The sequence below is a fragment of the Ruminococcus sp. genome (assembly GCF_019423705.1).
GTDB lineage: Bacteria > Bacillota > Clostridia > Oscillospirales > Ruminococcaceae > Hominimerdicola.
In genome coordinates this window covers 90,595-112,245 of record NZ_JAHZAX010000002.1, presented here as the reverse complement: position 1 = coordinate 112,245, position 21,651 = coordinate 90,595, and the positions used below count along the sequence as shown (strand labels likewise).

Annotated in this window: 22 protein-coding genes and 1 pseudogene; 21 read left to right on the top strand and 2 right to left on the bottom strand. The window is 43.7% G+C overall.

All coding sequences use genetic code 11. The annotated features are described in order from the left end of the window. Positions 1–971 precede the first annotated feature (971 nt). The 11 genes and pseudogenes from speD (at position 972) to nspC (ending at position 9,370) form a co-directional block, all read left to right on the top strand. A complete protein-coding gene (speD, locus tag QZ371_RS02130) occupies positions 972–1,787 on the top strand; it encodes an adenosylmethionine decarboxylase (RefSeq protein WP_295208422.1) in 816 nt (271 codons plus the stop codon). A 16-nt stretch (positions 1,788–1,803) separates the two neighbouring features. After that, positions 1,804–3,255, top strand: coding sequence for an aminotransferase class I/II-fold pyridoxal phosphate-dependent enzyme (locus QZ371_RS02125; RefSeq protein WP_295208418.1), 1,452 nt, complete (start codon positions 1,804–1,806; stop codon positions 3,253–3,255). Between the two features lie 14 nt (positions 3,256–3,269). Continuing rightward, complete coding sequence (gene speE, locus QZ371_RS02120) at positions 3,270–4,121, top strand: polyamine aminopropyltransferase (RefSeq protein ID WP_295208415.1); 852 nt, start codon at positions 3,270–3,272, stop codon at positions 4,119–4,121. 11 nt (positions 4,122–4,132) lie between these two features. Continuing rightward, positions 4,133–4,981, top strand: coding sequence for an agmatinase (speB, locus tag QZ371_RS02115; protein WP_295208412.1), 849 nt, complete (start codon positions 4,133–4,135; stop codon positions 4,979–4,981). A gap of 13 nt (positions 4,982–4,994) precedes the next feature. Beyond that, a pseudogene (locus tag QZ371_RS02110) lies at positions 4,995–5,891 on the top strand (DUF1963 domain-containing protein). Positions 5,892–5,932: 41 nt separating this feature from the next. Continuing rightward, positions 5,933–7,135: a saccharopine dehydrogenase family protein gene (locus tag QZ371_RS02105; protein WP_295208409.1), complete on the top strand. Its 1,203-nt coding sequence runs from the start codon at positions 5,933–5,935 to the stop codon at positions 7,133–7,135. 14 nt (positions 7,136–7,149) lie between these two features. Further along, a complete protein-coding gene (locus QZ371_RS02100) occupies positions 7,150–7,392 on the top strand; it encodes a hypothetical protein (protein ID WP_295208406.1) in 243 nt (80 codons plus the stop codon). Positions 7,393–7,407: 15 nt separating this feature from the next. Further along, on the top strand, positions 7,408–7,638 hold the full coding sequence (locus QZ371_RS02095) for a hypothetical protein (RefSeq protein ID WP_295208403.1): 231 nt from the start codon (positions 7,408–7,410) through the stop codon (positions 7,636–7,638). After that, the gene (locus QZ371_RS02090; RefSeq protein WP_295208400.1) at positions 7,619–7,939 is read left to right on the top strand and encodes a YbjQ family protein; all 321 of its coding nucleotides are present in this window, start codon (positions 7,619–7,621) and stop codon (positions 7,937–7,939) included. Before QZ371_RS02095 ends, QZ371_RS02090 begins: the two co-directional genes overlap by 20 nt. Beyond that, positions 7,940–8,227, top strand: coding sequence for a hypothetical protein (locus QZ371_RS02085; RefSeq protein ID WP_295208397.1), 288 nt, complete (start codon positions 7,940–7,942; stop codon positions 8,225–8,227). 12 nt (positions 8,228–8,239) lie between these two features. Next, the gene (gene nspC / locus QZ371_RS02080) at positions 8,240–9,370 is read left to right on the top strand and encodes a carboxynorspermidine decarboxylase (protein ID WP_295208395.1); all 1,131 of its coding nucleotides are present in this window, start codon (positions 8,240–8,242) and stop codon (positions 9,368–9,370) included. A gap of 72 nt (positions 9,371–9,442) precedes the next feature. Here the strand turns inward: nspC and QZ371_RS02075 are convergent, their stop codons facing one another. Further along, positions 9,443–10,228 (bottom strand): HAD family hydrolase, encoded by a 786-nt coding sequence (locus QZ371_RS02075; protein WP_295208392.1) that lies wholly within the window; start codon positions 10,226–10,228, stop codon positions 9,443–9,445. A 470-nt stretch (positions 10,229–10,698) separates the two neighbouring features. Between QZ371_RS02075 and QZ371_RS02070 the strand changes: the two genes are divergently transcribed. Then, a complete protein-coding gene (locus tag QZ371_RS02070) occupies positions 10,699–12,969 on the top strand; it encodes an LTA synthase family protein (protein ID WP_295208389.1) in 2,271 nt (756 codons plus the stop codon). A gap of 129 nt (positions 12,970–13,098) precedes the next feature. Here QZ371_RS02070 and rpmB read toward each other — a convergent pair whose 3' ends face one another. Then, on the bottom strand, positions 13,099–13,284 hold the full coding sequence (gene rpmB / locus QZ371_RS02065; protein ID WP_295208386.1) for a 50S ribosomal protein L28: 186 nt from the start codon (positions 13,282–13,284) through the stop codon (positions 13,099–13,101). 254 nt (positions 13,285–13,538) lie between these two features. Between rpmB and QZ371_RS02060 the strand changes: the two genes are divergently transcribed. The 9 genes from QZ371_RS02060 to QZ371_RS02020 all read left to right on the top strand — a co-directional run bounded on the left by QZ371_RS02060 (position 13,539) and on the right by QZ371_RS02020 (position 21,616). Then, a complete protein-coding gene (locus QZ371_RS02060) occupies positions 13,539–14,201 on the top strand; it encodes a site-2 protease family protein (protein ID WP_295208379.1) in 663 nt (220 codons plus the stop codon). Between the two features lie 24 nt (positions 14,202–14,225). After that, the gene (locus QZ371_RS02055; RefSeq protein ID WP_295208376.1) at positions 14,226–15,515 is read left to right on the top strand and encodes a segregation/condensation protein A; all 1,290 of its coding nucleotides are present in this window, start codon (positions 14,226–14,228) and stop codon (positions 15,513–15,515) included. Positions 15,516–15,536: 21 nt separating this feature from the next. Continuing rightward, positions 15,537–16,109 carry an SMC-Scp complex subunit ScpB gene (gene scpB / locus QZ371_RS02050; RefSeq protein WP_295208372.1) on the top strand — a complete coding sequence of 191 codons (573 nt, stop codon included), beginning with the start codon at positions 15,537–15,539 and terminating at the stop codon, positions 16,107–16,109. A gap of 25 nt (positions 16,110–16,134) precedes the next feature. Continuing rightward, positions 16,135–17,214, top strand: a complete 1,080-nt coding sequence (locus tag QZ371_RS02045; RefSeq protein WP_295208369.1) for a hypothetical protein — start codon at positions 16,135–16,137, stop codon at positions 17,212–17,214. Between the two features lie 16 nt (positions 17,215–17,230). Beyond that, on the top strand, positions 17,231–17,620 hold the full coding sequence (gene ytfJ, locus QZ371_RS02040; protein WP_295208366.1) for a GerW family sporulation protein: 390 nt from the start codon (positions 17,231–17,233) through the stop codon (positions 17,618–17,620). Between the two features lie 70 nt (positions 17,621–17,690). Continuing rightward, the gene (locus QZ371_RS02035; RefSeq protein ID WP_295208363.1) at positions 17,691–18,827 is read left to right on the top strand and encodes a D-alanyl-D-alanine carboxypeptidase family protein; all 1,137 of its coding nucleotides are present in this window, start codon (positions 17,691–17,693) and stop codon (positions 18,825–18,827) included. Between the two features lie 36 nt (positions 18,828–18,863). Further along, the gene (locus QZ371_RS02030; RefSeq protein WP_295208359.1) at positions 18,864–19,595 is read left to right on the top strand and encodes a pseudouridine synthase; all 732 of its coding nucleotides are present in this window, start codon (positions 18,864–18,866) and stop codon (positions 19,593–19,595) included. A 234-nt stretch (positions 19,596–19,829) separates the two neighbouring features. Further along, complete coding sequence (locus QZ371_RS02025; RefSeq protein WP_295208356.1) at positions 19,830–21,212, top strand: carboxyl transferase domain-containing protein; 1,383 nt, start codon at positions 19,830–19,832, stop codon at positions 21,210–21,212. 38 nt (positions 21,213–21,250) lie between these two features. Beyond that, the gene (locus QZ371_RS02020) at positions 21,251–21,616 is read left to right on the top strand and encodes a biotin/lipoyl-containing protein (RefSeq protein ID WP_295208354.1); all 366 of its coding nucleotides are present in this window, start codon (positions 21,251–21,253) and stop codon (positions 21,614–21,616) included. Positions 21,617–21,651: the final 35 nt, after the last annotated feature.

Here is a 21,651-nt window from a genome sequence, read left to right as displayed (position 1 = left end):
AATTCTCCTAAATCATATTAACACAATCACTATAATTATACACCATCTCCGTAGTTATGTCAAACAGCTCGGTAGATAATTTGTTGTAGATACTGCACAATTATGCCGTGTCCGATTTGTGCAAACAAATGATTTTTGATTTAATTTGATAATAATTCTGCAATTGTTGCATTTTTACTGCAACTTTTAGGCCGTTTTGCGCTATATATAGAGGGGTATAATAAACCCTGAGTGTTCATGGGGAACAACAATGTACAACATAAACCGCCGCTGTTGTACACGCCTCAAACCGCCTAGATACGCTGTTTTATTACTATTGTGTACATTATAACAACCATCTCTTAATAGAGTAATAAATAATATATAGTATATAGAGAAGTTGTTTGTTGTTATAAGAAAAATTGATACTGCAAACGTCCTAATCAAGCCGTTTTCGGAGAGTACAACACACCAAAATCCATTGTACACGTTGTTCACAATAAAAATATGAAACATTCTAAATGTAGGGGACGGCGTCCTCGACGTCCCATCGAAGCACGATTGTCTTGATTATTCTGAACGTTCAAGAATGTCAACTATGTGTTTTCCTTGCCAATTGGTCTGCACAAATACGTTGCTGTTCACCTAAATGTAAATCATACAATGCCGCTCGTCTTTTTCATTGATATGTGGGATAATGCGCCGCTTCGGTCACGGGACGTCAATTTATATGCGAGTAACGGTGAGCAGATAAATTTCGCCGTTCCCTACATATTGACATTCACCTAAATAAAGACGTTAATCCAAATGGCGAACGCTGTTCGCCCCTACGATTGACAGGTTCAGAAACATTGACATACCCGCAGTCCAGCCCTATGCGAATTAAAAAATAAAAAGTTTGTAAAGGTATATACTTTTTAAAAGAAATATGTTATAATAGGGGTAAGTCTAAATTTTAGTCTTGTATTGCTAAATTTTTTCCGAAAGGACTGGTGATGTTAGGGTTGGAGCAGAAGCTTTCGTTGTATGGTTTTAATAATTTGACCAAGACCCTGAGTTTTAACATTTATGATGTCTGTTACGCTAAAACAGAGAGAGAGCAGAAGGAGTATATCGCTTATATCGACGAGCAGTATAATTCCGAAAGATTGACAAAAATTCTTTGCGACGTTACTGAAATGATAGGCGCAAGGATACTCAATATCTCAAAACAGGACTATGAGCCGCAGGGTGCGTCTGTGAACGTGCTCATCGCCGAAAAAGCCCTCGACGAGGACTCTATCGACCCTTCCTGTAATCAGGGTAGAATTAGTGAGCTCCAGCACGAAACGGTACACGCTCACCTCGATAAAAGCCACGTTACCGTTCACACTTTCCCAGAATATCACCCCGATAATGCGATATCGACCTTCCGTGTGGATATCGACGTCTCCACTTGCGGAACTATTTCGCCGCTTAATGCTCTTAATTACCTTATCGGCAGCTTCGATTCAGATATTATCACTATCGACTACCGTGTTAGAGGCTTTACCCGTGATGTTCTTGGCAAAAAGTTCTTTATCGACCATAAGATCACGTCCATTCAGGATTATATAGATCAGAATACTATGAAAAAATATGACGCTATCGACGTCAATGTTTATCAGTCCAATATATTCCATACTAAGCTGCTTATCAAGGAGATAGACCTGCAAAATTACCTCTTCAAGCAGGACGTCTATGAGCTTACTCCAAAGCAGCGCCTTGATATCTCCGACCGCCTGCGACGAGAAATGATAGAGATTTACAGCGGTATGAATATTTACTGATAAGGTCGTGATATAATTGAATTTAACTCAGAATAATGCCCCAATTTATGAAGCTCTGAAAAAGCATATGGGAAACAGAGTTGTCCGCCTTGACGTGCCTGGTCACAAGGGCGGCAGAATGAATAAAGAGCTGAGAGATTTTCTCGGCGCAGAGTGCCTTAAATGCGACGTCAATTCTATGAAGCCCCTTGATAACCTCTGTCACCCCGTATCTGTCATTAAGGACGCTGAAATGCTTGCAGCACAGGCTTTCGGGGCTAAACACGCTTTTTTCATTGTAAACGGCACAACTGCCGCAGTTCAAACTATGATATTCGCCTCCTGCAAGGCTGGAGACAAGATAATTATGCCTAGAAACGTCCACAGAAGCGCTATCAATGCCCTTGTTGTATGCGGCGCTATCCCTGTTTACGTTAATCCGGGCACGAATAAAGAGCTTGGAATACCTCTCGGAATGTCCGTTGCAGACGTTGAAAAGGCTATCATGGACAACCCCGACGCTAAGGCAGTCCTTGTCAATAATCCTACATATTATGGCATTTGCTCAGATATCAAAAAGATAGTAAAGCTTGCCCACGACCACGGAATGTTGGCGCTGGCTGATGAAGCACACGGAACACACCTCTATTTCGGCGATAACTTGCCTTGCTCTGCAATGGCGGCTGGCGCTGATATGGCAGCGGTTTCAATACATAAAACAGGCGGCAGCTTGACGCAGTCGTCACTTTTGCTGTGCGGTGACAGCGTTTCAGAGGGCTATGTGCGGCAGATAATCAACCTCACCCAGACCACAAGCGGCTCATATCTGCTTATGGTGTCCCTTGACCTTGCAAGAAAAAATCTCGCTCTAAACGGCAAAGAGCTTTTCAAAAAAGCTGTTGACTATGCAGATTACGCAAGGGAAGAGATAAACAAGATAGGCGGCTATTACGCCTTTGGACGAGAGCTTGAAAACGGCGATGATATCTATGCTTTCGACAGCACAAAGCTTTCAGTACATACCAGAGCAATGGGTCTTGCAGGAGTTGAGGTATACGATATCCTTCGTGACGATTATGACATTCAGATAGAGTTCGGCGATATCGGCAATATACTTGCTATCGTCTCAGCTGGCGACAGAGAGCTTGAGATAGAGCGGTTTATCTCAGCACTTTCAGAGATAAAGCGGCTTTATTCAAAAGACCCTTCGGGAATGTTCGACCACGAATATATCAACCCGATCGTCGAGATACCGCCGCAGAAAGCCTTTTACAGCGATAAAAAGTCCGTGCCGATCGAGCAGAGCGAGGGTATGATATGCGGAGAGTTCGTGATGTGCTATCCGCCGGGAATACCGATACTTGCACCGGGCGAGAAGATAACAGCCGATATTTTGAGCTATATCGCATACTGCAAAGAAAAGGGCTGTTTCCTCACGGGTACGGAAGACCTTGAGATAAACAATATCAATGTTGTGGTAAACTCATAGAGAGGAGCAATTTTATGGATCTTTGGTTTACTGAAAAACATACCGATGATGTTAATTTTACTATCAGAGTTAAAAAGCAGCTTTATTCCGCCAAGAGCTATTACCAGCAGATAGATGTTTTTGATACCTATGAATTTGGCAGAGTGCTGGTGCTTGACGGCTTTATAATGCTGACGGAAAAGGACGAATTTATCTACCACGAAATGGTCACGGCTGTGCCAATGGCGGTCAATCCGAACATCAAGAAAGTCCTTGTTATCGGCGCAGGAGACGGCGGAACTATCCGTGAGCTGTGCCGATATGACACCATTGAAAAGATAGATATGGTGGAGATAGATAAGCAAGTGGTGGAGGTCTGCAAAGAGTTTTTGCCCCAGACAGCTTGCTCATTTGACGACCCAAGGCTTGACCTTTATATCGAGGACGGCTTGAAATTCGTCAGACGAAAAGAGAACGAGTACGATCTTATTATAGTCGATTCCACCGACCCGTTCGGACCGGGTGAGGGTCTTTTCACAAAGGAATTTTATGGCAACTGTTCAAAAGCGCTGACCGATTGCGGAATACTCATAAACCAGCACGAAAGCACCTATTACGATTCCTATGTGGATATGGTCAAGCGCACACATAGACGCATTGGAAGCGCATTTCCTGTTTCAATGGTCTATCAGACCCACATTCCGACCTATCCGTCGGGACATTGGCTCTTTGGATTTGCCTCGAAAAATCTTCACCCTGTTTATGACCTCAAGGCTGACGAATGGAAAAAATTCGGCATTAAGACAAGATATTATAATACGGAGCTTCACAAGGGCTGTTTTGCGCTGCCGAATTATGTGCTTGACGTCCTTGAGGACTGCGATTAAGGAGCATAGGAATGGAAAAGAATGTTCATACTTTTATAGGCTGCGACTGCGAATATGATGAAGCCAAAATAGTACTTTTCGGCGCACCATATGACAGCACCACATCATTCAGACCGGGCACAAGATTTGCAAGCTCAGCGATGAGAAACGAGAGCTTTGGCATTGAGACCTATTCGCCATATCAGGATAAAGACCTGCTTGACGTTAAAGTTTTCGACAGCGGCGATCTTGAGCTGCCTTTTGGCAACCCTGACGGCGCTTTGAGAGATATCCAAAGCCGTACAGCAGAAATACTTGACGATGGCAAAGTGCCTTGTATGATAGGCGGCGAACACCTCGTTACTCTTGGTGCGGTGAGAGCTGTTGCGGAAAAATATCCTGACCTGCATATCGTTCACTTTGACGCACACGCCGATCTTCGTGACGATTATCTCGGCGTTAAAGAGTCTCACGCCTGCGTGCTTCACAGATGTTGGGATATCGTGGGCGACGGAAAGATATATCAGTTCGGCATAAGAAGCGGCGAGCGTGAGGAATTTCAGTTTGCGAAAGAGCACACCTTTATGGAGAAGTTCGGCTTTTTCAGACTTGACAACACAGTCAAGAAATTAGCTGACAAGCCTGTTTACTTTACGCTCGACCTTGACGTGCTTGACCCATCAGAGTTCCCGGGAACAGGAACTCCAGAGGCTGGCGGAGTAACGTTCAAGGAGCTTATGTACGCTATCGAAGATGTATCAAAGCTGAATATAGTTGGCTTTGACGTCAACGAACTTTCGCCTGTTTACGATCAGACGGGACGTTCAACGGCGCTTGCCTGCAAGCTTTTAAGAGAGATACTTCTATACTTTTATAAATAAAAAGGGGAGAATTATGGGGCTGATTATGGGGCTGTTTGATAAATTGAAAAAGAATGATAAAGCTGACGATAATTCTGAGCGCAATGCACAGCTAAAATGCGCCCGTCAAGCTATGAAGGTTGTCGAGAATAAGACTATGACATACTGCACAAGGCTTGAACTTACCGAGGATAAGCCGACGATATTTGAAAGCAAAGTCGGTGGAATGGGTTATATCCCACACGATGGCACAATTCCCGAGGACAAAAAGGGAAGACAGTTAAGGCTGTTGGCGCAGATAGACTGCTCGCAGGTCAAACTTGATGAGTTTCCTGAAAGCGGACTTTTGCAGTTTTGGATACTCAACGATGATGTTTACGGAATGTCGTTTGATGACAATACCTGACAAGATACGTTCAGAATAGTTTATCATAAGGATATCGACAAGACCGTCACAGAGGAAGAAGTCAAGGCTAAGTTCGAGAAAAATGAATTTGACGATGATGGAAGTATGCCTGTTCTGGGCGAATTTGCCTTGAAGCTTAAACAGAGCGCCGACGTTATGAGTGGCTATGATGTGCAGTTTGAGAAGCTTTTCTGCGAGGGTTATAACTCAGCCAAGCCGCAAAAGGCCATAAATTCTACCACAGATCTTGATATAGACCTCAGCGAGGAAGTAAAGGATTATGAACAGTTTGGCGAGGACGCATTTGGCCACAAAATAGGCGGTTATCCTGCATTTACTCAGTATGACCCCCGTGATGAAGGCGACGACCACGACTTCCTGCTTTTACAGCTTGACAGCGATTATGGTTCGGGTAACGACAAGCTTATGTGGGGCGATTCGGGCGTATGTGGATTTTTCATAAACAAACAAAAGCTCAAAGAGCTTGATTTTAATGACGTAATTTATAATTGGGATTGTTATTGATAAAAAATTTCAAACTTAATTTCAGAAAGGAATGATCGAAAATGTCAAGAGCATTGATTATAGGAGCTGGCGGAGTTGCAGGTGTTGTTATACACAAATGCTGTCAGAATAGCGAAGTTTTTACAGATATCTGTATCGCCAGCAGAACAAAGTCAAAGTGCGATAAGTTCAAGGAGGAGCTTCAGGACAAGACTAAGACCAACATCACGACTGCACAGGTGGACGCTGACAACGTGACTGAACTCGTTGCGCTGATGAAGGAATATAAGCCCGATATCTGTATCAATGTTGCGCTGCCTTATCAGGACTTACACATTATGGACGCTTGTCTTGAGTGTAAAGTAGATTATGTTGACACAGCAAATTACGAGCCTGAGGACACGGCAAAGTTTGAATACAAGTGGCAATGGGCTTATCGTGAGAGATTTGAAAAGGCAGGCATAACGGCTCTGCTTGGTTCGGGATTTGACCCGGGCGTAACAGGCGTTTTTTGCGCATATGCTCAGAAGCATTATTTTGATGAGATAAACTATATCGACATTCTCGACTGCAATGGCGGCGATCACGGCTATCCATTCGCTACAAACTTCAACCCAGAGATCAACATTCGTGAAGTTTCCGCAAAGGGTTCGTATATCCAAGACGGCAAGTGGGTCGAGACCGAGCCAATGGAGATCAAGAGAGTTTACAATTTCGACCAAGTGGGCGAAAAGGATATGTACCTGCTTCACCACGAAGAGCTTGAATCTCTTGCGCTTAACATCAAGGGTATCAAGAGAATACGTTTCTTTATGACATTCGGTCAGAGCTATCTTACACACCTCAAGTGCCTTGAAAATGTTGGTATGACTTCTATCGAGCCTATTGACTTTGAGGGCAAGAAGATCGTTCCGCTCCAGTTCCTCAAGGCTGTTCTCCCAGACCCTGCTTCACTCGGTCCGAGAACAAAGGGCAAGACAAATATTGGCTGTATATTCCAAGGCAAAAAGGACGGCAAGGACAAGACTTACTATGTTTACAACGTTTGCGATCATCAGGAATGTTATAAGGAAGTTGGCTCACAGGCTATTTCTTACACAACAGGTGTGCCTGCAATGATCGGCGCAATGATGATACTCACAGGCAAGTGGAAGAAGCCGGGCGTTTACAATATCGAAGAGTTCGATCCGGATCCGTTTATGGACGCACTCAACAAATGGGGTCTGCCTTGGACAGAGAATTTCGACCCTGTACTCGTTGACTAAGAGAGGTAACTAAGATGAAAATTGAAGAAGCTTTTGCAAGATTTCTCGGAAAGGAAGTGCTTGTTTACACACTTCCGCAGCAGGGCGGTTCGCTGTCCTCGACGATAGAATGTACCCTTGAAGAGATCGGCGAAGGCTGGGTGAGGATAACTCAGGGCGACGACAGATACGAAAGCATTGTAAATATTGCCAACATTATAAGAATCAGAGAATATCCAAGAAACAAAAACGGCAAAAAGAAATTGGTTTTTGAATAATCAAGGTGACGAAAAATGAAAACCAAAACTAAAAAGATGATAGCACCTATCGTTATCGTGACGATAATCTGCGTTTATTATATCGCTATTGGCGTGATATTTGCATATATGAACGGCGTGCCTATGCTTGCGAAAATTATCGCTCTTATAGTGCCTGCGCTGCTCACGGGTGTTGCGATCACGGTGCTTATACAAAGAATAAAGGAAATAAAGAAGGGCGAGGACGATGATCTTAGTAAATACTGATTATATTTCGGGCAAGAAGCTTGAAATGCTGGGGCTTGTAAAGGGTTCGACCATTCAGACAAAGAACGTTGGCAAGGATATTATGCAGGGCTTTAAGAACCTTGTCGGCGGCGAACTTACGGCATATACTGAAATGATGAACGACGCAAGAGCGCTTGCCACAAAGCGAATGGTTCTGGAAGCTGAACAGATGAACGCTGACGCCGTTGTGAATATCAGATACGCTTCATCAGCCATTGCGGCAGGTGCAGCAGAGGTCATCGCTTACGGAACAGCAGTAAAGATAGTAGGAGAAGAATAAATGATTTTAATGATCGACGATGTAAAAATTGTTAATGCAGAGACTTTTTACCCATATGTCAGTAGAGCCCTTGGCTGCGGAACTGACGGTATAAACGATGAGAACAAGCTTTATGACGCCTTGTCGGCGACTGACGAACCTGTTGAGATAATCATTCACGATTATGACGACGTTCCCGAAGAGAGCAGAAAGTTTGCAAAGAATATCGTTAGCACTCTTATGGACGTGAGAATGGTCAACAAGAAAGTTACCGTTGATTTTGTCAATGATGAAACTTACAGGAAATAGTAGGTGAGCGTAATGTTTGATATTTCAAAGGTCAAGACCCCTTGCTACGTTGTGGAAGAGGCTGAACTTTACCACAATCTGACGATACTTGACTGGGTGATGATGAAAACAGGCTGCAAGATATTGCTTGCGCAGAAAGCTTTTTCAATGTACAGCGCCTATCCAATGATATCCCAGCACTTGAAAGGCACAACAGCCAGCGGACTTTATGAAGCTAAACTTGGCAGGGAAGAGTTTGACGGCGAGGTGCACGTCTATTCGCCTGCATATACCGAAGCGGATATGAAAGAGCTTGTGCAGATATGCGACCACATCGTTTTTAATTCACCTAAACAATGGCAGAAATTCAAGGGCACTGTGGAGCAGAGCGGCCGAAAGATATCCTGCGGCATAAGGTGCAATCCCGAATATTCCGAGATCGAGACGGATATTTACAATCCTTGCTTCAAAAATTCACGGCTGGGCACGACCCTTGACAGCTTTGACGACAGCCTTATCGACGGAATTGAGGGTCTGCATTTCCACACAATGTGTGAGCAGGGCGCAGACGTGCTGAAAAGGACTATCCCACACATCGAAGAGAAGTTCGGCAAGTATCTTCACAAGATGAAATGGATAAATCTCGGCGGCGGACACCACATCACAAAGGACGATTACGACCTTGATGCGCTGGTTGAATGTGTAAATTATTTACAGAACGAATACGACGTGCAGGTGTATCTTGAACCGGGTGAAGCTGTTGCGCTGAACGCAGGTTATCTTGTTGCAGAGGTGCTTGACACGATGAAAAACGGAATGGATATCGCCATTCTTGACGCTTCGGCGGCGTGCCATATGCCCGACGTACTCGAAATGCCTTACCGCCCGAATATAATCGATTCGGGCGAAGCAGGTGAAAAGGCGCATACCTATCGCATTGGCGGTGCGACCTGTCTTGCAGGGGATATAATCGGCGATTATTCCTTCGACCAGCATTTGAAAGAGGGCGACAGGCTCGTTTTCTGCGATATGGCAATATATTCAATGTGCAAAAACAACACCTTCAATGGTATGCCTTTGCCGTCAATTTATCTTCACAAGCTTGACGGCAAGCTGGAACTTATAAAAGAGTTCGGCTATGATGATTTCAAGATGAGATTATAAAAGCGTAAAAAAGCGCAAAAAAAGCGGTCTGACATAACGATCAGACCGCTTTGATATTTTATTTTGTTAGAATTATGACAGACAGTGCTTTTCAATCTCTTTCATAACGCTGTTTTCATTATTTGAACCCGTTGTGAAGTTGGCAACCTTTTTGATAGATTCGTGAGCGTTTGACATTGCAAAGCTGTAATATGAATTGTTGAGCATATCCACATCGTTGAGGTAATCGCCGAAAGCCATTGTTTCCTCATATCTGATACCAATGCGGTTCTCGATAGTTTTAAGAGCCGTGCCCTTTGTTACGCCCTTATTCATTATATCAGTCCAGTAAACGCCCGAAAGCTGAACGTTGAAGTCATCGCCGAAACGCTCTTCAAGCTTAACATAGCCGTCATTTTCAATGCCGCCCTCTTCAAATACGGCGATCTTGAAGATATCATCGTCAACAAGGGTAAGGTCGTCCATTCGCACCTGATTTACATAGTATGAAGCGATCTCTTTATGCTGAACATCGTTTCTTGAATTGTGCCAAGTGCCGTTTCTGCCGCAGAGGAGAACTGTCAGTCCAAGGCTTTCGCAAAATCTAACGGCTTCTTTGACCGTTTCTTTCGGCAATACTGATACTGAAAGGACGTTGCCTTTATCTACCACATATGCGCCGTTATCGCAGATGAAAGTCATATCGGCGAGATATTTTGAAAACTGTTCTTTTAATGTACAGAAGCTTCTGCCGCTTGAAATGACAAATTTTATCTTTTTCTCAAAAAGTCTGCTGACAACGTCGTCAAAATTGCAGGGAAGCTGTTTATTATCGTCAAGGAGAGTTCCGTCCATATCTGTTGCGATGAGTTTTATCATTATGTTCCTCCGTGGTTTTGGTCTGTAAATACTGCATAAATAAAAATGCTGTACTTTGTGCAGTATAACACATCTTCTGACACTTTTATTATATTATATTTTTATCCCGATTTCAATTGATTTTCACTTTTAACAGCAAAGTTCGTGGATTTTCATATTTTTTATCAATACTCAAAGCCTGCGTTCAAAGAGTTGTACAAACGAAGTGGCATTTTATAGTAAATTGATTACGTCTTATTTACAAAAGTGAAATTTAACTGAAATTTTCTGCCGAATTGTTGACATTAAGGCGCAATGAGAGTACAATATAGTATGTCAGTCAGATTGGGTCATAAGTGCGTTAAAATGCTGTTATGGCTTGATTTGTTTTGTGTAAATTTCTGAAAAAGACTTATTTTACTTGACTTTTATCAGAAAAGATAATACAATGTTCTTTGTGACAAAAATAAGGCATAGAAAAGGAGATATAAATGAATAAGGTGCTGAATAAGGTCCGCAGCGGTTTCAGCGGATATCTTAAAGACAATATTCTGTTTCTGACATTTGTATTTGCATCAGTTCTTAATGCTTTTCTTTTGAGAGCTTTTACAGTCAAATTTAATTATAGTCAGATAAAGCCTTTGATGGCGGACTTTGCTGTTGTGCTTTTGCTGGCACTCATATCATATGTTTTCAAGAAACCGAGAAAACAGTTTGTTTATCTGCTCATAATGACGATAATATTCTCGATACTCTGCACGGCGAACTCGATATACTATACTAACTATAAGTCGTTCATTTCAGTTTCGCTGATATCTACAGCCTCACAGCTTGGCGGCGTTATGGACGCTGTAACAGAGAATATTATGGAGCCAAAGGACTTGATCTTCCTTTGGGATATACCAGCGGTGATCGTTGTGTACATACTTCTCAAGAGAAGAACGAGAGACTATGTAACGCAGGTCAAGGAAAAGAGAAAGCGCCGCAGATACGCCCTTGGAACATTCTGCGTTTCGATCGGTCTGGCAGGCATTTTCTGCTCAACGCTGACGGGTACTGATTATTCAAGACTTGCAAAGCAATGGAACAGGGAATACGTCCTCGGAACATTCGGACTTTATACATATCAGTTCAGCGATGTTATATCCTGCACACACGCTAAGATAAATATGATGTTCGGATATGAGGAGAGCCAAGAGGTATTCAACAAGTTTTATGACGACAAGTCAAAGACTGAGGACACCACTGAGAAGAGCAACAAGTACACAAACATCTTCAAGGACAAGAATGTCATTGTTATCCACGCCGAGAGCTTCCAGCAGTTCTGTATGGATACTTATATAAATGGTGAAGAGCTTACGCCGAATATGAACAAGCTTGCAAGAGAGGGTCTTTACTTCTCAAACTTCTATGCGCAGGAAAGCGTTGGCACAAGTTCGGACAGCGAATTTACCTTTGCTTCATCACTTATGCCGGCTTCAAGCGGTACTGTTGCAATAAACTATTGGGACAGAGATTACACCACAACGCAGAAAATGCTCAAAGAAAAGGGCTATTACACATTCAGTATGCACGGCAACAACGGCTCATATTGGAACAGAATAAACCTTCATCATTCTTTGGGTTATGATGATTTCTACAATTATAATACAGACTTCAACATTGATGAAACTATCGGTCTTGGACTTGCCGACAAATCTTTCTTCCGACAGGCTGTTCCAAAGATCGAGACGATAAATAAAGAGCACGACAAGTGGTACGGCGCATTCCTTATGCTTACAAACCACACGCCGTTTACTGATATCGAGCGTGTCAGCGATTACGAAGTTGACTTCAAGTACAAGAAGTACAACGAAGAGGACGGAATGTATGAAGAGATATCAGCGCCGTTCCTTGAGGGCACAAAGCTTGGTTCCTACTTCAAGTCGGTTCACTATGCCGATGAAGCTATCGGACAGTTTATGTCAGAGCTTGACGAGGCTGGACTTCTTGACAACACAGTCGTTGTAATTTATGGCGACCACGACGCTAAGATCAAGGCAGAAGAGTACGACAGATACTTCAACTATAACCCATTCACAGACTCAGTTCTGACTGAGGACGATGATGGCTATATCCCTGTTGACGATTTCTATTACAACCTTAACAGAAAAGTTCCGTTCATCATTTGGTCAAAGGACGGTGGTTATGAGCCGACAGAGGTCAAGCAGATAATGGGAATGTATGACGTTCAGCCAACTCTTGGCAATATGTTCGGCTTCTCGAATGTTTATGCTTTGGGACACGATATTTTCTCTGTTGCGGACGATGAAGAGAATGTTGTTATCTTCCCGAACGGCAATTTTGTAACAGATACAGTTTATTACGACAGCCAGAAGAATACATATTTTGATTTGACTGATTACAGCAATGTTGCGACGGCGGTGTCCTGCAACCAAGTATATAAAGACACGCCTAACCCCGTTTATATGGACGACGATCAAGGCCTATTCAAGACGACAGTCGATGAGCAATATTGTCAAAGCGCCTGCGAGGCACGAGTGAACGACGGCGTTGTCGATGAGGATTATATCACCAACTACTCAAGCTATGCAGAGGAGCGAATAAATATATCCAATGCGATAATTTATTATGATATGATCTACAAGACCAACAACGGTTTCAGTTCTGAGGACGGCAACGGCAGCTCGTCAGAGAGTGCAAAAAGGTCGGTATTTGCTCCGCCAAAGAGCAAGAGACCTTACGGCAGACTTGCGGCGTAAATTTAAATAAGCAAAAAATATCGGAGCGCAGAGAATATCTGTGCTCCGTTTTTGTGTTATAACATATAAAAATGAATAAAAAAAAGACTAGCCAAGCTAGTCGATTTTTTGGAATATTTAAGCTTAAGCTTACGCTCTTTCCACCTTACCTGAACGCAGGCATCTTGAGCAAGCATAAACGTGACAAGGAGTGCCGTTTACAACAGCTTTAACTCTCTTTACGTTTGGCTTCCAAGTTCTGTTTGTTCTTCTGTGGGAGTGGGATACCTTAATTCCGAAAGTAACACCTTTTCCGCAAATTTCACACTTTGCCATTAGGCTGCACCTCCTTTACCCTTCAAAATGTAATACTATTATTCACAATATTTAATATTATAGCAGATTTGAAATCAAATTGCAAGTGTTTTTTGCAATTTTTTTTGAATTTTACGAAAAATTCTATATATTTATCTTTTTCGTAGAAAAATAAACATTAAATGCCTTGAAATTTCATTGAAAATAGTGTATAATTAATCTTATAATTTGTGAAAATTTGATTTTGTTATGTATTTATCTATTTGGAGGCCATTATGCTTGATCCGCAGAAAGTTCTCGATTACGGAGCAAAACTCATCGTAATTTTTATGTGCATACCTATACACGAATATGCTCACGCTTGGGCGGCAACAAAACTGGGCGATGAGACGCCAAGATATCAGGGCAGACTTACGCTGAACCCTTTGGCACACCTTGACCCTGTCGGCGCGCTGCTGATATTCTTTGTCGGCTTTGGCTGGGGCAAACCTGTTCAGGTCAATCCTATCCGCTTCAAACAATACCGAAAGGGAATGGCGCTGACCGCTGCGGCAGGTCCGATATCTAACCTTATTATGGCGTTCATCGGCATTATCCTTTATAAGGTGTTCTATGTTGTTTCCATTGTGCATATGTCGGAAGCGATGTGGTATGTGTCACTTATATTCTACTATTTCACGGCGATAAACGTTGGACTTGCTGTGTTCAATCTTATCCCTATCCCACCGCTGGACGGCGAGAAGATAATCTCATATTTCACCAGCAACAAGGTTGACCGCTTTATGGCGCAGTACCAGAATTATATCGCTATCGGCTTTATGATACTGGTCGTAACAGGCGTGCTTGATAGGCCTATCGGCTGGCTGCAAAGCGGAATGTTCTGGGTAATGGACAAGCTCACATTCTGGGTGGATCCTATCCTCAACGCTATTTTCTAACAACGAACTGAAAGGAATTTTGTAATGAGTGCTGCTCAATTCAAGCTGGATATGTTTGAAGGACCGCTTGATCTGCTTCTTCATCTTATCAGCAAGCACAAATTGAATATTTACGATATTGAGATATCCTTGCTTCTTGAGCAGTATATGGACTATATAAACAATCTCGATCACGAAGATTATGAGGACGCCGCCGACTTTCTCGAAATGGCGGCACGGCTCATTTATATCAAGACCTGTTCGCTTTTGCCCCACGATGATGAGGCTAAGGAGCTCAAAAAAGAGCTGGAGGGCAGGATAATCGAGTATTCTCTCTGCAAGCTTGCGGCGCAGACTTTGCGTGAAAGCTATGCAGGCGACCTGCTCTTTGTGCGAAGCCCACTCAAGCTGCCTGTTGACAAGACTTACAGCAGGATACACGAGCCGCAGAGCCTTTATGACTCTTATATGGGCATATCCAAAAAGGCAAGGCAGAGCGTTCCGCTGAAAGCGAAAATGTTTGAGCCTATCGTGTCCCACAAGATCGTGTCGGTGACATCGAAGATAATTTATGTGCTCAAGCGGCTTTATCATAGTGGCGAATGTGATATGGGCAATCTTTATGACGGAATGACTGACAAGAGTGAAAAGGTCGCTACTTTTCTTGCGATACTTGAGCTTACAAAGTCGGGCAGGATCTTTCTTAATGACGACAACTCGAAGATATTCTTTAACAAGGCTTCAAAAAATCGCAAAATAGAATCTGACTTCGACAAGCCTGTACAACAGGAGGAAAGCGTTGAAGATAATAACGCTGATAATGCCGAGAATGAAGAAGTCAAAAGCCTTGATGATATCGAGATAGATACGCAGGCTGACGAAAGTGACAAGTCGGAAGTGACCGATGAAGAGGATATCTACAAGCTTTATCAGAAGCCCACATATGAAGAGATAAGAAAGCCTGTGGCTTCACGATCGGAGCGAATATCTTCAAACTACATAACGGCTTATGCGCCTATGGACGACAAGGTCGAAGAAGCTTCGGCGGAGGCCGTTGACGAAGAGACAGCTATTGATGAGGTATCGGAAAGCGCTGATGCAATTATAGATGAAGATATAAAAACGGAAGTTGTTCAGCCGATTGAAATTGAAGATGACGAGCACAACGAAGTGATCTCAGCGGAGGCGCTTTACGAGATCGAGCTTATGAAACAGCTTGCGGATATCACGCCGTACACGACTTTCAAGCCGAATTATTGGTCTCGCCGCCGTTATTATTGGGGATATTCTCCTGTTGGCGATGATGATATGAAAAATTACTGGCGTTATGGTTAAAATAAGAAAAGGATTTGAAATATGGAAGATACAGTAATGATTGCCGCCGTGGAGGCTGTTTTGTTTTCAAGCGGCGAGCCTGTTGAAACTGAAAAGATATGCGAAGCTGTCGGCATTGTCAAGAAGCAGCTTGAAGAGATAATCGGCAAGCTTGAAGAAAAATATGACAGGACAGACAGCGGCATAAAGCTTGTGAAGCTAAACGACTCTTATCAGCTCACGACAAAAGAAGACTTTGCGCATTTTATCAAGTCAGCGCTGGAGATAAAGAAAAACTCCGTGCTGTCTCCTGCGGCGATGGAAGCCCTTACTATCGTTGCGTATAATCAGCCTGTCACAAAGGGCTTTGTTGAGCACGTCAGGGGTGTTGACTCTTCGGGCGTTGTGAACTCTCTCGTCGAGAAAGGATTGCTTACTGAGGCTGGACGACTTGATCTGCCCGGCAGACCTATCGCATACAAGACCACGGACACTTTTCTGCGCTGTTTTCAGCTTTCAAGCCTTGACGGTCTGCCACCGCTGCCCGATCAGCAGGAACAGGTGACTATTGAGCAGGTCATTGAAAATAATGACAGCGAAAATGACGAAGAATAAAAATTAGCATATATCGGCAAAGGAGATGATAGCAATAATAGTATTATGGATAATACTTGGAATAATAGCTTTTATTGTTATTATGCTCCACTTTTCTATCACGGCGAAGATCGACCTTGACAAGAGCGGGTTTGATCCGAAAGTAAAATATCTTTTTTTCGATATTTACCCACGTCCGCCTAAGAAAGAAAAGGTCAAAAAGAGCCGCAAAAAGGGAAGTTCCGAGCCTACAAAAGAGGATATCGGTGAGCCATTTTCTGATGATTTTGACGAGTTTATGGTCAGTCTTGACGATGATTTTTCCGACAGCGATAATGATGTGATGGGGAATGTTCAGACGGCTGATAATACCGATATCATGGACGATGAAGAAGCTTCGGAAGAGGTCAAAGCTGAGAATATTCTGACTGACGACGTTCAGCAGACTGCGGATAATATCAAAACTATTGAAACAGACGATACTGACAGCGCCAATGATAAGTTGAGCGTTACCAAAATGGAAAGTTCGGATAATATCACCGAAGTTGAAGAAGTTCAGCAAAGCAAGCCTGTTAAGAAGAAAAATTTTTTTTCAGCGTTCAAGCGTGAGAAAAAGCCAAAGGATAAACCTAAAGCGAAGAAATCTCGCAAAAAGAAAAGCAAGCTTGACGATCTAAAAGAAAAATACAATGTTATAAAGCCGTATATCCCAATGGGCTGGAAATATTTCAAGAAACTGCTCAAAACGATACGCTTCACGGACACGAAAATCGAGCTGAGCGTTGGCAAAGAGGACGCTTATGAGGCGGCTATGCTTTACGGCAAGGTGCAGGGCGGATTATTTAATGTCATTGCGCTGATATCGGGGATATTTACGGTTAAAATAAAAAAGGCGGACGTCAACTGCATTTTCAATGAAAAGGCGTTCGATTATGACATTCATACAGTGGTGAGGGTGCGCCCAAGCACTGTTATCGCAATTTGCTTCTGCGTTTGCGTGAATTTTCTGAGGATATATCTTCCAAAGAGAAGCGCCGAAAAGAAGGCAAGAAAGAAGCACCGCAAGGAGCGTGAGCTAAAAGCAAAGGCTGCGGCTGAAAATATCGGGATAAATAATCTGAGTTAATGAAAGGTTGATAAAAATGAGCGAGAGCACAAAGATCGAAGGTCTTGTTAAGACTGCAATGGAAAAAATTCACGAAATGGTGGACTGTGAAACCGTTGTCGGCAAGCCTATCGTTACGGCTGACGGCACGACAATAATCCCTGTTTCAAAGGTATCGTTCGGCTTTGCATCGGGCGGTTCTGACCTGCCTACAAAGTCCACAAAAGAGACTTTCGGCGGCGGTTCGGGCGCTGGTATAACTATCCAGCCAATCGCATTTATCGCAGTTTACAAGGGCGAAGTTAAGCTTTTGCAGCTCACTATGAACAGTACAAAGGAAAACGCTATCGTGAATATGGTACCGGAAGTTATAGACAAGATAACAGATTTTCTCAACAAGAAGTCTGACGACGCAGACGAGGAATAAATTTACTGAATTATTATGAACTATATGCGCAAACTAACTCTTGAAATTTGTTTTTAAGGGTGTGGTTTGTGTGAAGTGGCTTGCGGTGCTGACGGCGGCTGTTATGACGGCTGTGACGGGCGTTGTAAGGGTCAAAGCCGCCGATATCAGCGAGATATCGGCGAAAAGCGCAATTGTTTACAATGGCGAAACAGGGGATATCCTCTTTGAGAAAAACGCCTACGAGCAGCTGCCTATGGCGAGCACAACAAAGATAATGTCGGTGCTGCTGGTGCTGGAAAGCGGCGGCCTTGATGAGCGTTTTGTTGTTGACAGCGAAGCTATCAAGGTTGAGGGCTCATCAATGGGCTTGCAAGAGGGCGACAAGGTCACGCTCCGTGATCTGTGCTATGGAATGTTGCTGCCAAGTGGTAACGACGCTGCCAATGCTGCGGCGGTCAAAGTCGCAGGAAGCACGCAAAAGTTCGTTGAACTGATGAACGACAAAGCGCAAGTGCTTGGGCTTGTGGACACGCATTTTGTGACCCCGTCGGGACTTGATGATGATACCGATGAGCATTATTCAACGGCTTATGATATGGCAAGGCTGACGGCGGAAGCAATGAAAAATGCTGACTTCCGTGCCATATGCTCGCAGAAAAGTGCAAAGGTCTGCTTTGGCGATCCGCCTTATGAGCGCTGGCTTATGAACTCGAATAAGCTTCTGAAAAGTTGTGAGGGCATTGTTGGCGTTAAGACGGGTTTTACCGATAAAGCAAGGCGCTGTCTTGTTTCGGCTTGTGATAGAAATGGTGCGGAGCTTATCTGCGTAACGCTTAATGCGCCCGACGACTGGAATGACCATTCAAAGCTTTATGACTACTGCTTTGAGTTTATTTCAATGCAAGCGCTGCCGCTTGACAAGAAAAAATATTATCTGAATATCGTGGGCGGCGATAGTGACAAAGTGCTCTGTGAGACGGAAACGGCTGAGGCTGTGCTGCTCAACGGCTATGCGCAAAAGGTTGAGACTATGGTTTATTTGCCTGCTTTTGCTTATGCGCCAGTAAAGAACGGTGAGCAGGTGGGCAAGGTGGTATATAGCTACAATGGCAGAGTTATCGCAGAGAAGCCGATCATCGTAAAAGAAAATTACAGCAGGGCAGAGGTTGACAAGCCGAGCATTATAGAGTATTATATTGACAGGATAAAGAGTATATTTTCGTAAAGGCTCGAAATGAGCCGTACATATTAAGGAGAACATATGGAAAAAATTCGTATTCAGAAGATAATGGCAGACAGCGGCGTTTGCTCAAGAAGAAAGGCTGAGGAATACATTTCGGCAGGTCGTGTCAAGGTCAACGGCAGACCTTGCAAGCTTGGCGACAAGGCTTTGCCAGGCAAGGATCTTATCACCCTTGACGGCGAGAAGATATTCGTTGCAAAGAAGAGACAGCTTTATTACATTATGCTCCACAAACCGAGAGGATATGTGACCACGATGAGCGATGAGCTGGACAGAAAGTGTGTTACTGAGCTTCTTGAGGGCATTCCCGAGAGAGTTTATCCTGTCGGCAGACTTGACAAGAACTCTGAGGGTCTGCTGCTTTTTACAAATGACGGCGCTTTCGCAAACGATATTATGCACCCATCAAGACACGTTGCAAAGACATATCGTGTTACTGTGAGACCCGATGTAAACGATGAGCAGCTTATAAAGCTTGCTTCGGGCGTGGAAATAGACGGCAAAATGACCAAAGAGTGTTCAGTCGTTGTTTTGGACAAGCAGCCGGGCAGAGTGGTTTTGCAAATGACTATCCACGAGGGCAGAAACAGACAGATAAGAAAAATGTGCGAAGCTGTGGGACTTGAGGTGGCAAGACTTAAAAGAACTGCTATCGGTCCCATCAAGCTCGGTATGCTCAAACCAGGAGAGTACAGAGAGCTCAAACCGGACGAATTGAGAGCCCTCAGAAACGCTATAACCAAGAAATAATAGGTGATTTCAGGCGGAATAACTGTGTTCCGCCTGTTCTTATTGTGCAAAATGCTTAATAAATCCTGCACATAGATATTGATTATAATACTAAACGTAAAATCTCTTAAAATGGGACAATTTGTACTTGTAAATTGCAAAAAAAAATAGTATAATAGTAAGTGTATAAATATGATAAAAACAAGTAATTTTGCGCTATTTTATCACAAAAATTAATTGAATGGAGGAAACTGTATGTCTGATTCAATTTCAACTCTTGCTGAGCTCAAGGCTAAGGCTGCGGCTCCTACTGCTGCAAGAAACAGGCTGACATATTTGTTTGACGAAGGAAAATTTACAGAGCTTGGCGCTTTGGCTAAATCGGGCGACAACCTTGCCGGTGTTATCACCGTTTTCGGTTATGTTGAAGGAAACCCAGTTTATGCTTTTTCACAGGATATCACCGTCAAGGACGGCGCTCTTTCAGAAGAGCAGGCTAAGAAGATCATAAAGGTATATGATCTCGCCGCTAAGACAGGCGTTCCTGTTGTTGGTATCTATGATTCATTCGGCGCTGACGTTAGCGACGGTTCAAAGGCTCTAAATGCTTATGGTGAGCTTCTTATGTGGACAAACAACCTTTCAGGTGTTGTTCCTCAGATCGCTGTTGTTGCAGGTACTTGCGCCGGCTGTGCTGCAATGCTTGCTGAGTCTGCTGATTTCACAGTTATCGCTAAGGACGCTGAGCTTTATGTTGCACCAAACGCAAATGTAAAGAACTCTGCTGAGAATGCTGCTGAAAACGGTACTGCTGCTGTTGTCTGTGATGATGACAAGGCTGCTGTTGAGGCTGCTAAGAATATACTTACAAAGCTCCCACAGAACAACCTTTCACCTGTTCCAATGTACGAATTTGCTGACCCAACTGAGGCTGTTGGCGACGACGCTGAGGGCATAGCAAAGGCTGTTTGCGACGGCGACAGCGTTATCGAGCTCAATGCTGAGTTCGGCAAGGCTTCTTACACAGCTCTCGCAACACTGGGCGGCGCTACTGTTGGTGTTGTTGCAACAAACAAGACTGACGATAAGCTCACATCTGCTGACTGCTCAAAGATCGCAAGATTTGTAAGAACTTGTGACTCTTACGCTATCCCTGTTGTAACTATCGTTGACACAGAGGGATTCAAGGCTGACGACGAGACTGAGGCTTACGGCGCAGTTAAGGATATGGCTAAGCTTTGCCACGCATATGCTGAGGCAACAACTATCAAGCTTGCTGTTGTAACAGGCAAGGCATACGGCCCTGCATTCATCGCACTTGCCGGCAAGGGCGCAAACGCTGACCTGTCATTCGCTCTCGATACAGCTTCTGTATCTGCACTTACTCCTGTAACTGCTGTTGAGTTCCTCCAGCACGATGAGCTCAAGGGCGCTGAAGACCTTACCGCTGCAAGAAATGCGCTTGCTGACAAGTTCGCAAAGGAAAACGCTTCTGCTGCTGTTGCTGCTGCTAACGGCTGTGTTGACGGCGTTATCGCTAAGAACGAGATCAGAGAGACACTTATGAACTCTATCGAAGTTATGGCAGGCAAGAGAATTTCAAGACTTCCTAAGAAGCACAGCAACATTCAGTTGTAATTTAAACATATCAAATTTAAGATTGGTGGTTTTATAATATGAAAAGATATAATATTACAGTAAACGGAAAAGCTTATGACGTTGCAGTTGAGGAAGTTGGCGGAAGCGCTGCTTCTGCACCTGTTGCAGCTGCACCTTCTCCTGCTGCCGCAGCTCCTGCACCAGCTCCAGCCGCTGCTCCTGTTGCTGAGGGCACAAAAGTATCTGCTCCAATGCCAGGTACAATCCTTGACATCAAGGTAGCTGTTGGCGACACAGTTAAGTCAGGTCAGGCTATCTGCGTACTCGAAGCTATGAAGATGGAGAATGACGTAAACGCTCCTTGCGATGGTAAGGTGCTCAGCATCAACACAACAAAGGGCTCTGCTGTTGAGACCGGTACAGTTCTTGCTGTTATCGGCTAATCAATACTCCTGAAAAATTAACGAAAGGAACGATT

Bases quoted from the DNA above. Each gene is read 5' to 3' on its own strand.
- speE (WP_295208415.1), top strand. From the start codon at position 3,270: ATGGATCTTTGGTTTACTGAAAAACATACCGATGATGTTAATTTTACT.
- speB (WP_295208412.1), top strand. From the start codon at position 4,133: ATGGAAAAGAATGTTCATACTTTTATAGGCTGCGACTGCGAATATGAT.
- QZ371_RS02105 (WP_295208409.1), top strand. From the start codon at position 5,933: ATGTCAAGAGCATTGATTATAGGAGCTGGCGGAGTTGCAGGTGTTGTT.
- QZ371_RS02100 (WP_295208406.1), top strand. From the start codon at position 7,150: ATGAAAATTGAAGAAGCTTTTGCAAGATTTCTCGGAAAGGAAGTGCTT.
- QZ371_RS02095 (WP_295208403.1), top strand. From the start codon at position 7,408: ATGAAAACCAAAACTAAAAAGATGATAGCACCTATCGTTATCGTGACG.
- QZ371_RS02090 (WP_295208400.1), top strand. From the start codon at position 7,619: ATGATCTTAGTAAATACTGATTATATTTCGGGCAAGAAGCTTGAAATG.
- QZ371_RS02085 (WP_295208397.1), top strand. From the start codon at position 7,940: ATGATTTTAATGATCGACGATGTAAAAATTGTTAATGCAGAGACTTTT.
- nspC (WP_295208395.1), top strand. From the start codon at position 8,240: ATGTTTGATATTTCAAAGGTCAAGACCCCTTGCTACGTTGTGGAAGAG.
- QZ371_RS02075 (WP_295208392.1), bottom strand. From the start codon at position 10,228: ATGATAAAACTCATCGCAACAGATATGGACGGAACTCTCCTTGACGAT.
- QZ371_RS02070 (WP_295208389.1), top strand. From the start codon at position 10,699: ATGAATAAGGTGCTGAATAAGGTCCGCAGCGGTTTCAGCGGATATCTT.
- rpmB (WP_295208386.1), bottom strand. From the start codon at position 13,284: ATGGCAAAGTGTGAAATTTGCGGAAAAGGTGTTACTTTCGGAATTAAG.
- QZ371_RS02060 (WP_295208379.1), top strand. From the start codon at position 13,539: ATGCTTGATCCGCAGAAAGTTCTCGATTACGGAGCAAAACTCATCGTA.
- QZ371_RS02055 (WP_295208376.1), top strand. From the start codon at position 14,226: ATGAGTGCTGCTCAATTCAAGCTGGATATGTTTGAAGGACCGCTTGAT.
- scpB (WP_295208372.1), top strand. From the start codon at position 15,537: ATGGAAGATACAGTAATGATTGCCGCCGTGGAGGCTGTTTTGTTTTCA.
- QZ371_RS02045 (WP_295208369.1), top strand. From the start codon at position 16,135: ATGATAGCAATAATAGTATTATGGATAATACTTGGAATAATAGCTTTT.
- ytfJ (WP_295208366.1), top strand. From the start codon at position 17,231: ATGAGCGAGAGCACAAAGATCGAAGGTCTTGTTAAGACTGCAATGGAA.
- QZ371_RS02030 (WP_295208359.1), top strand. From the start codon at position 18,864: ATGGAAAAAATTCGTATTCAGAAGATAATGGCAGACAGCGGCGTTTGC.
- QZ371_RS02025 (WP_295208356.1), top strand. From the start codon at position 19,830: ATGTCTGATTCAATTTCAACTCTTGCTGAGCTCAAGGCTAAGGCTGCG.
- QZ371_RS02020 (WP_295208354.1), top strand. From the start codon at position 21,251: ATGAAAAGATATAATATTACAGTAAACGGAAAAGCTTATGACGTTGCA.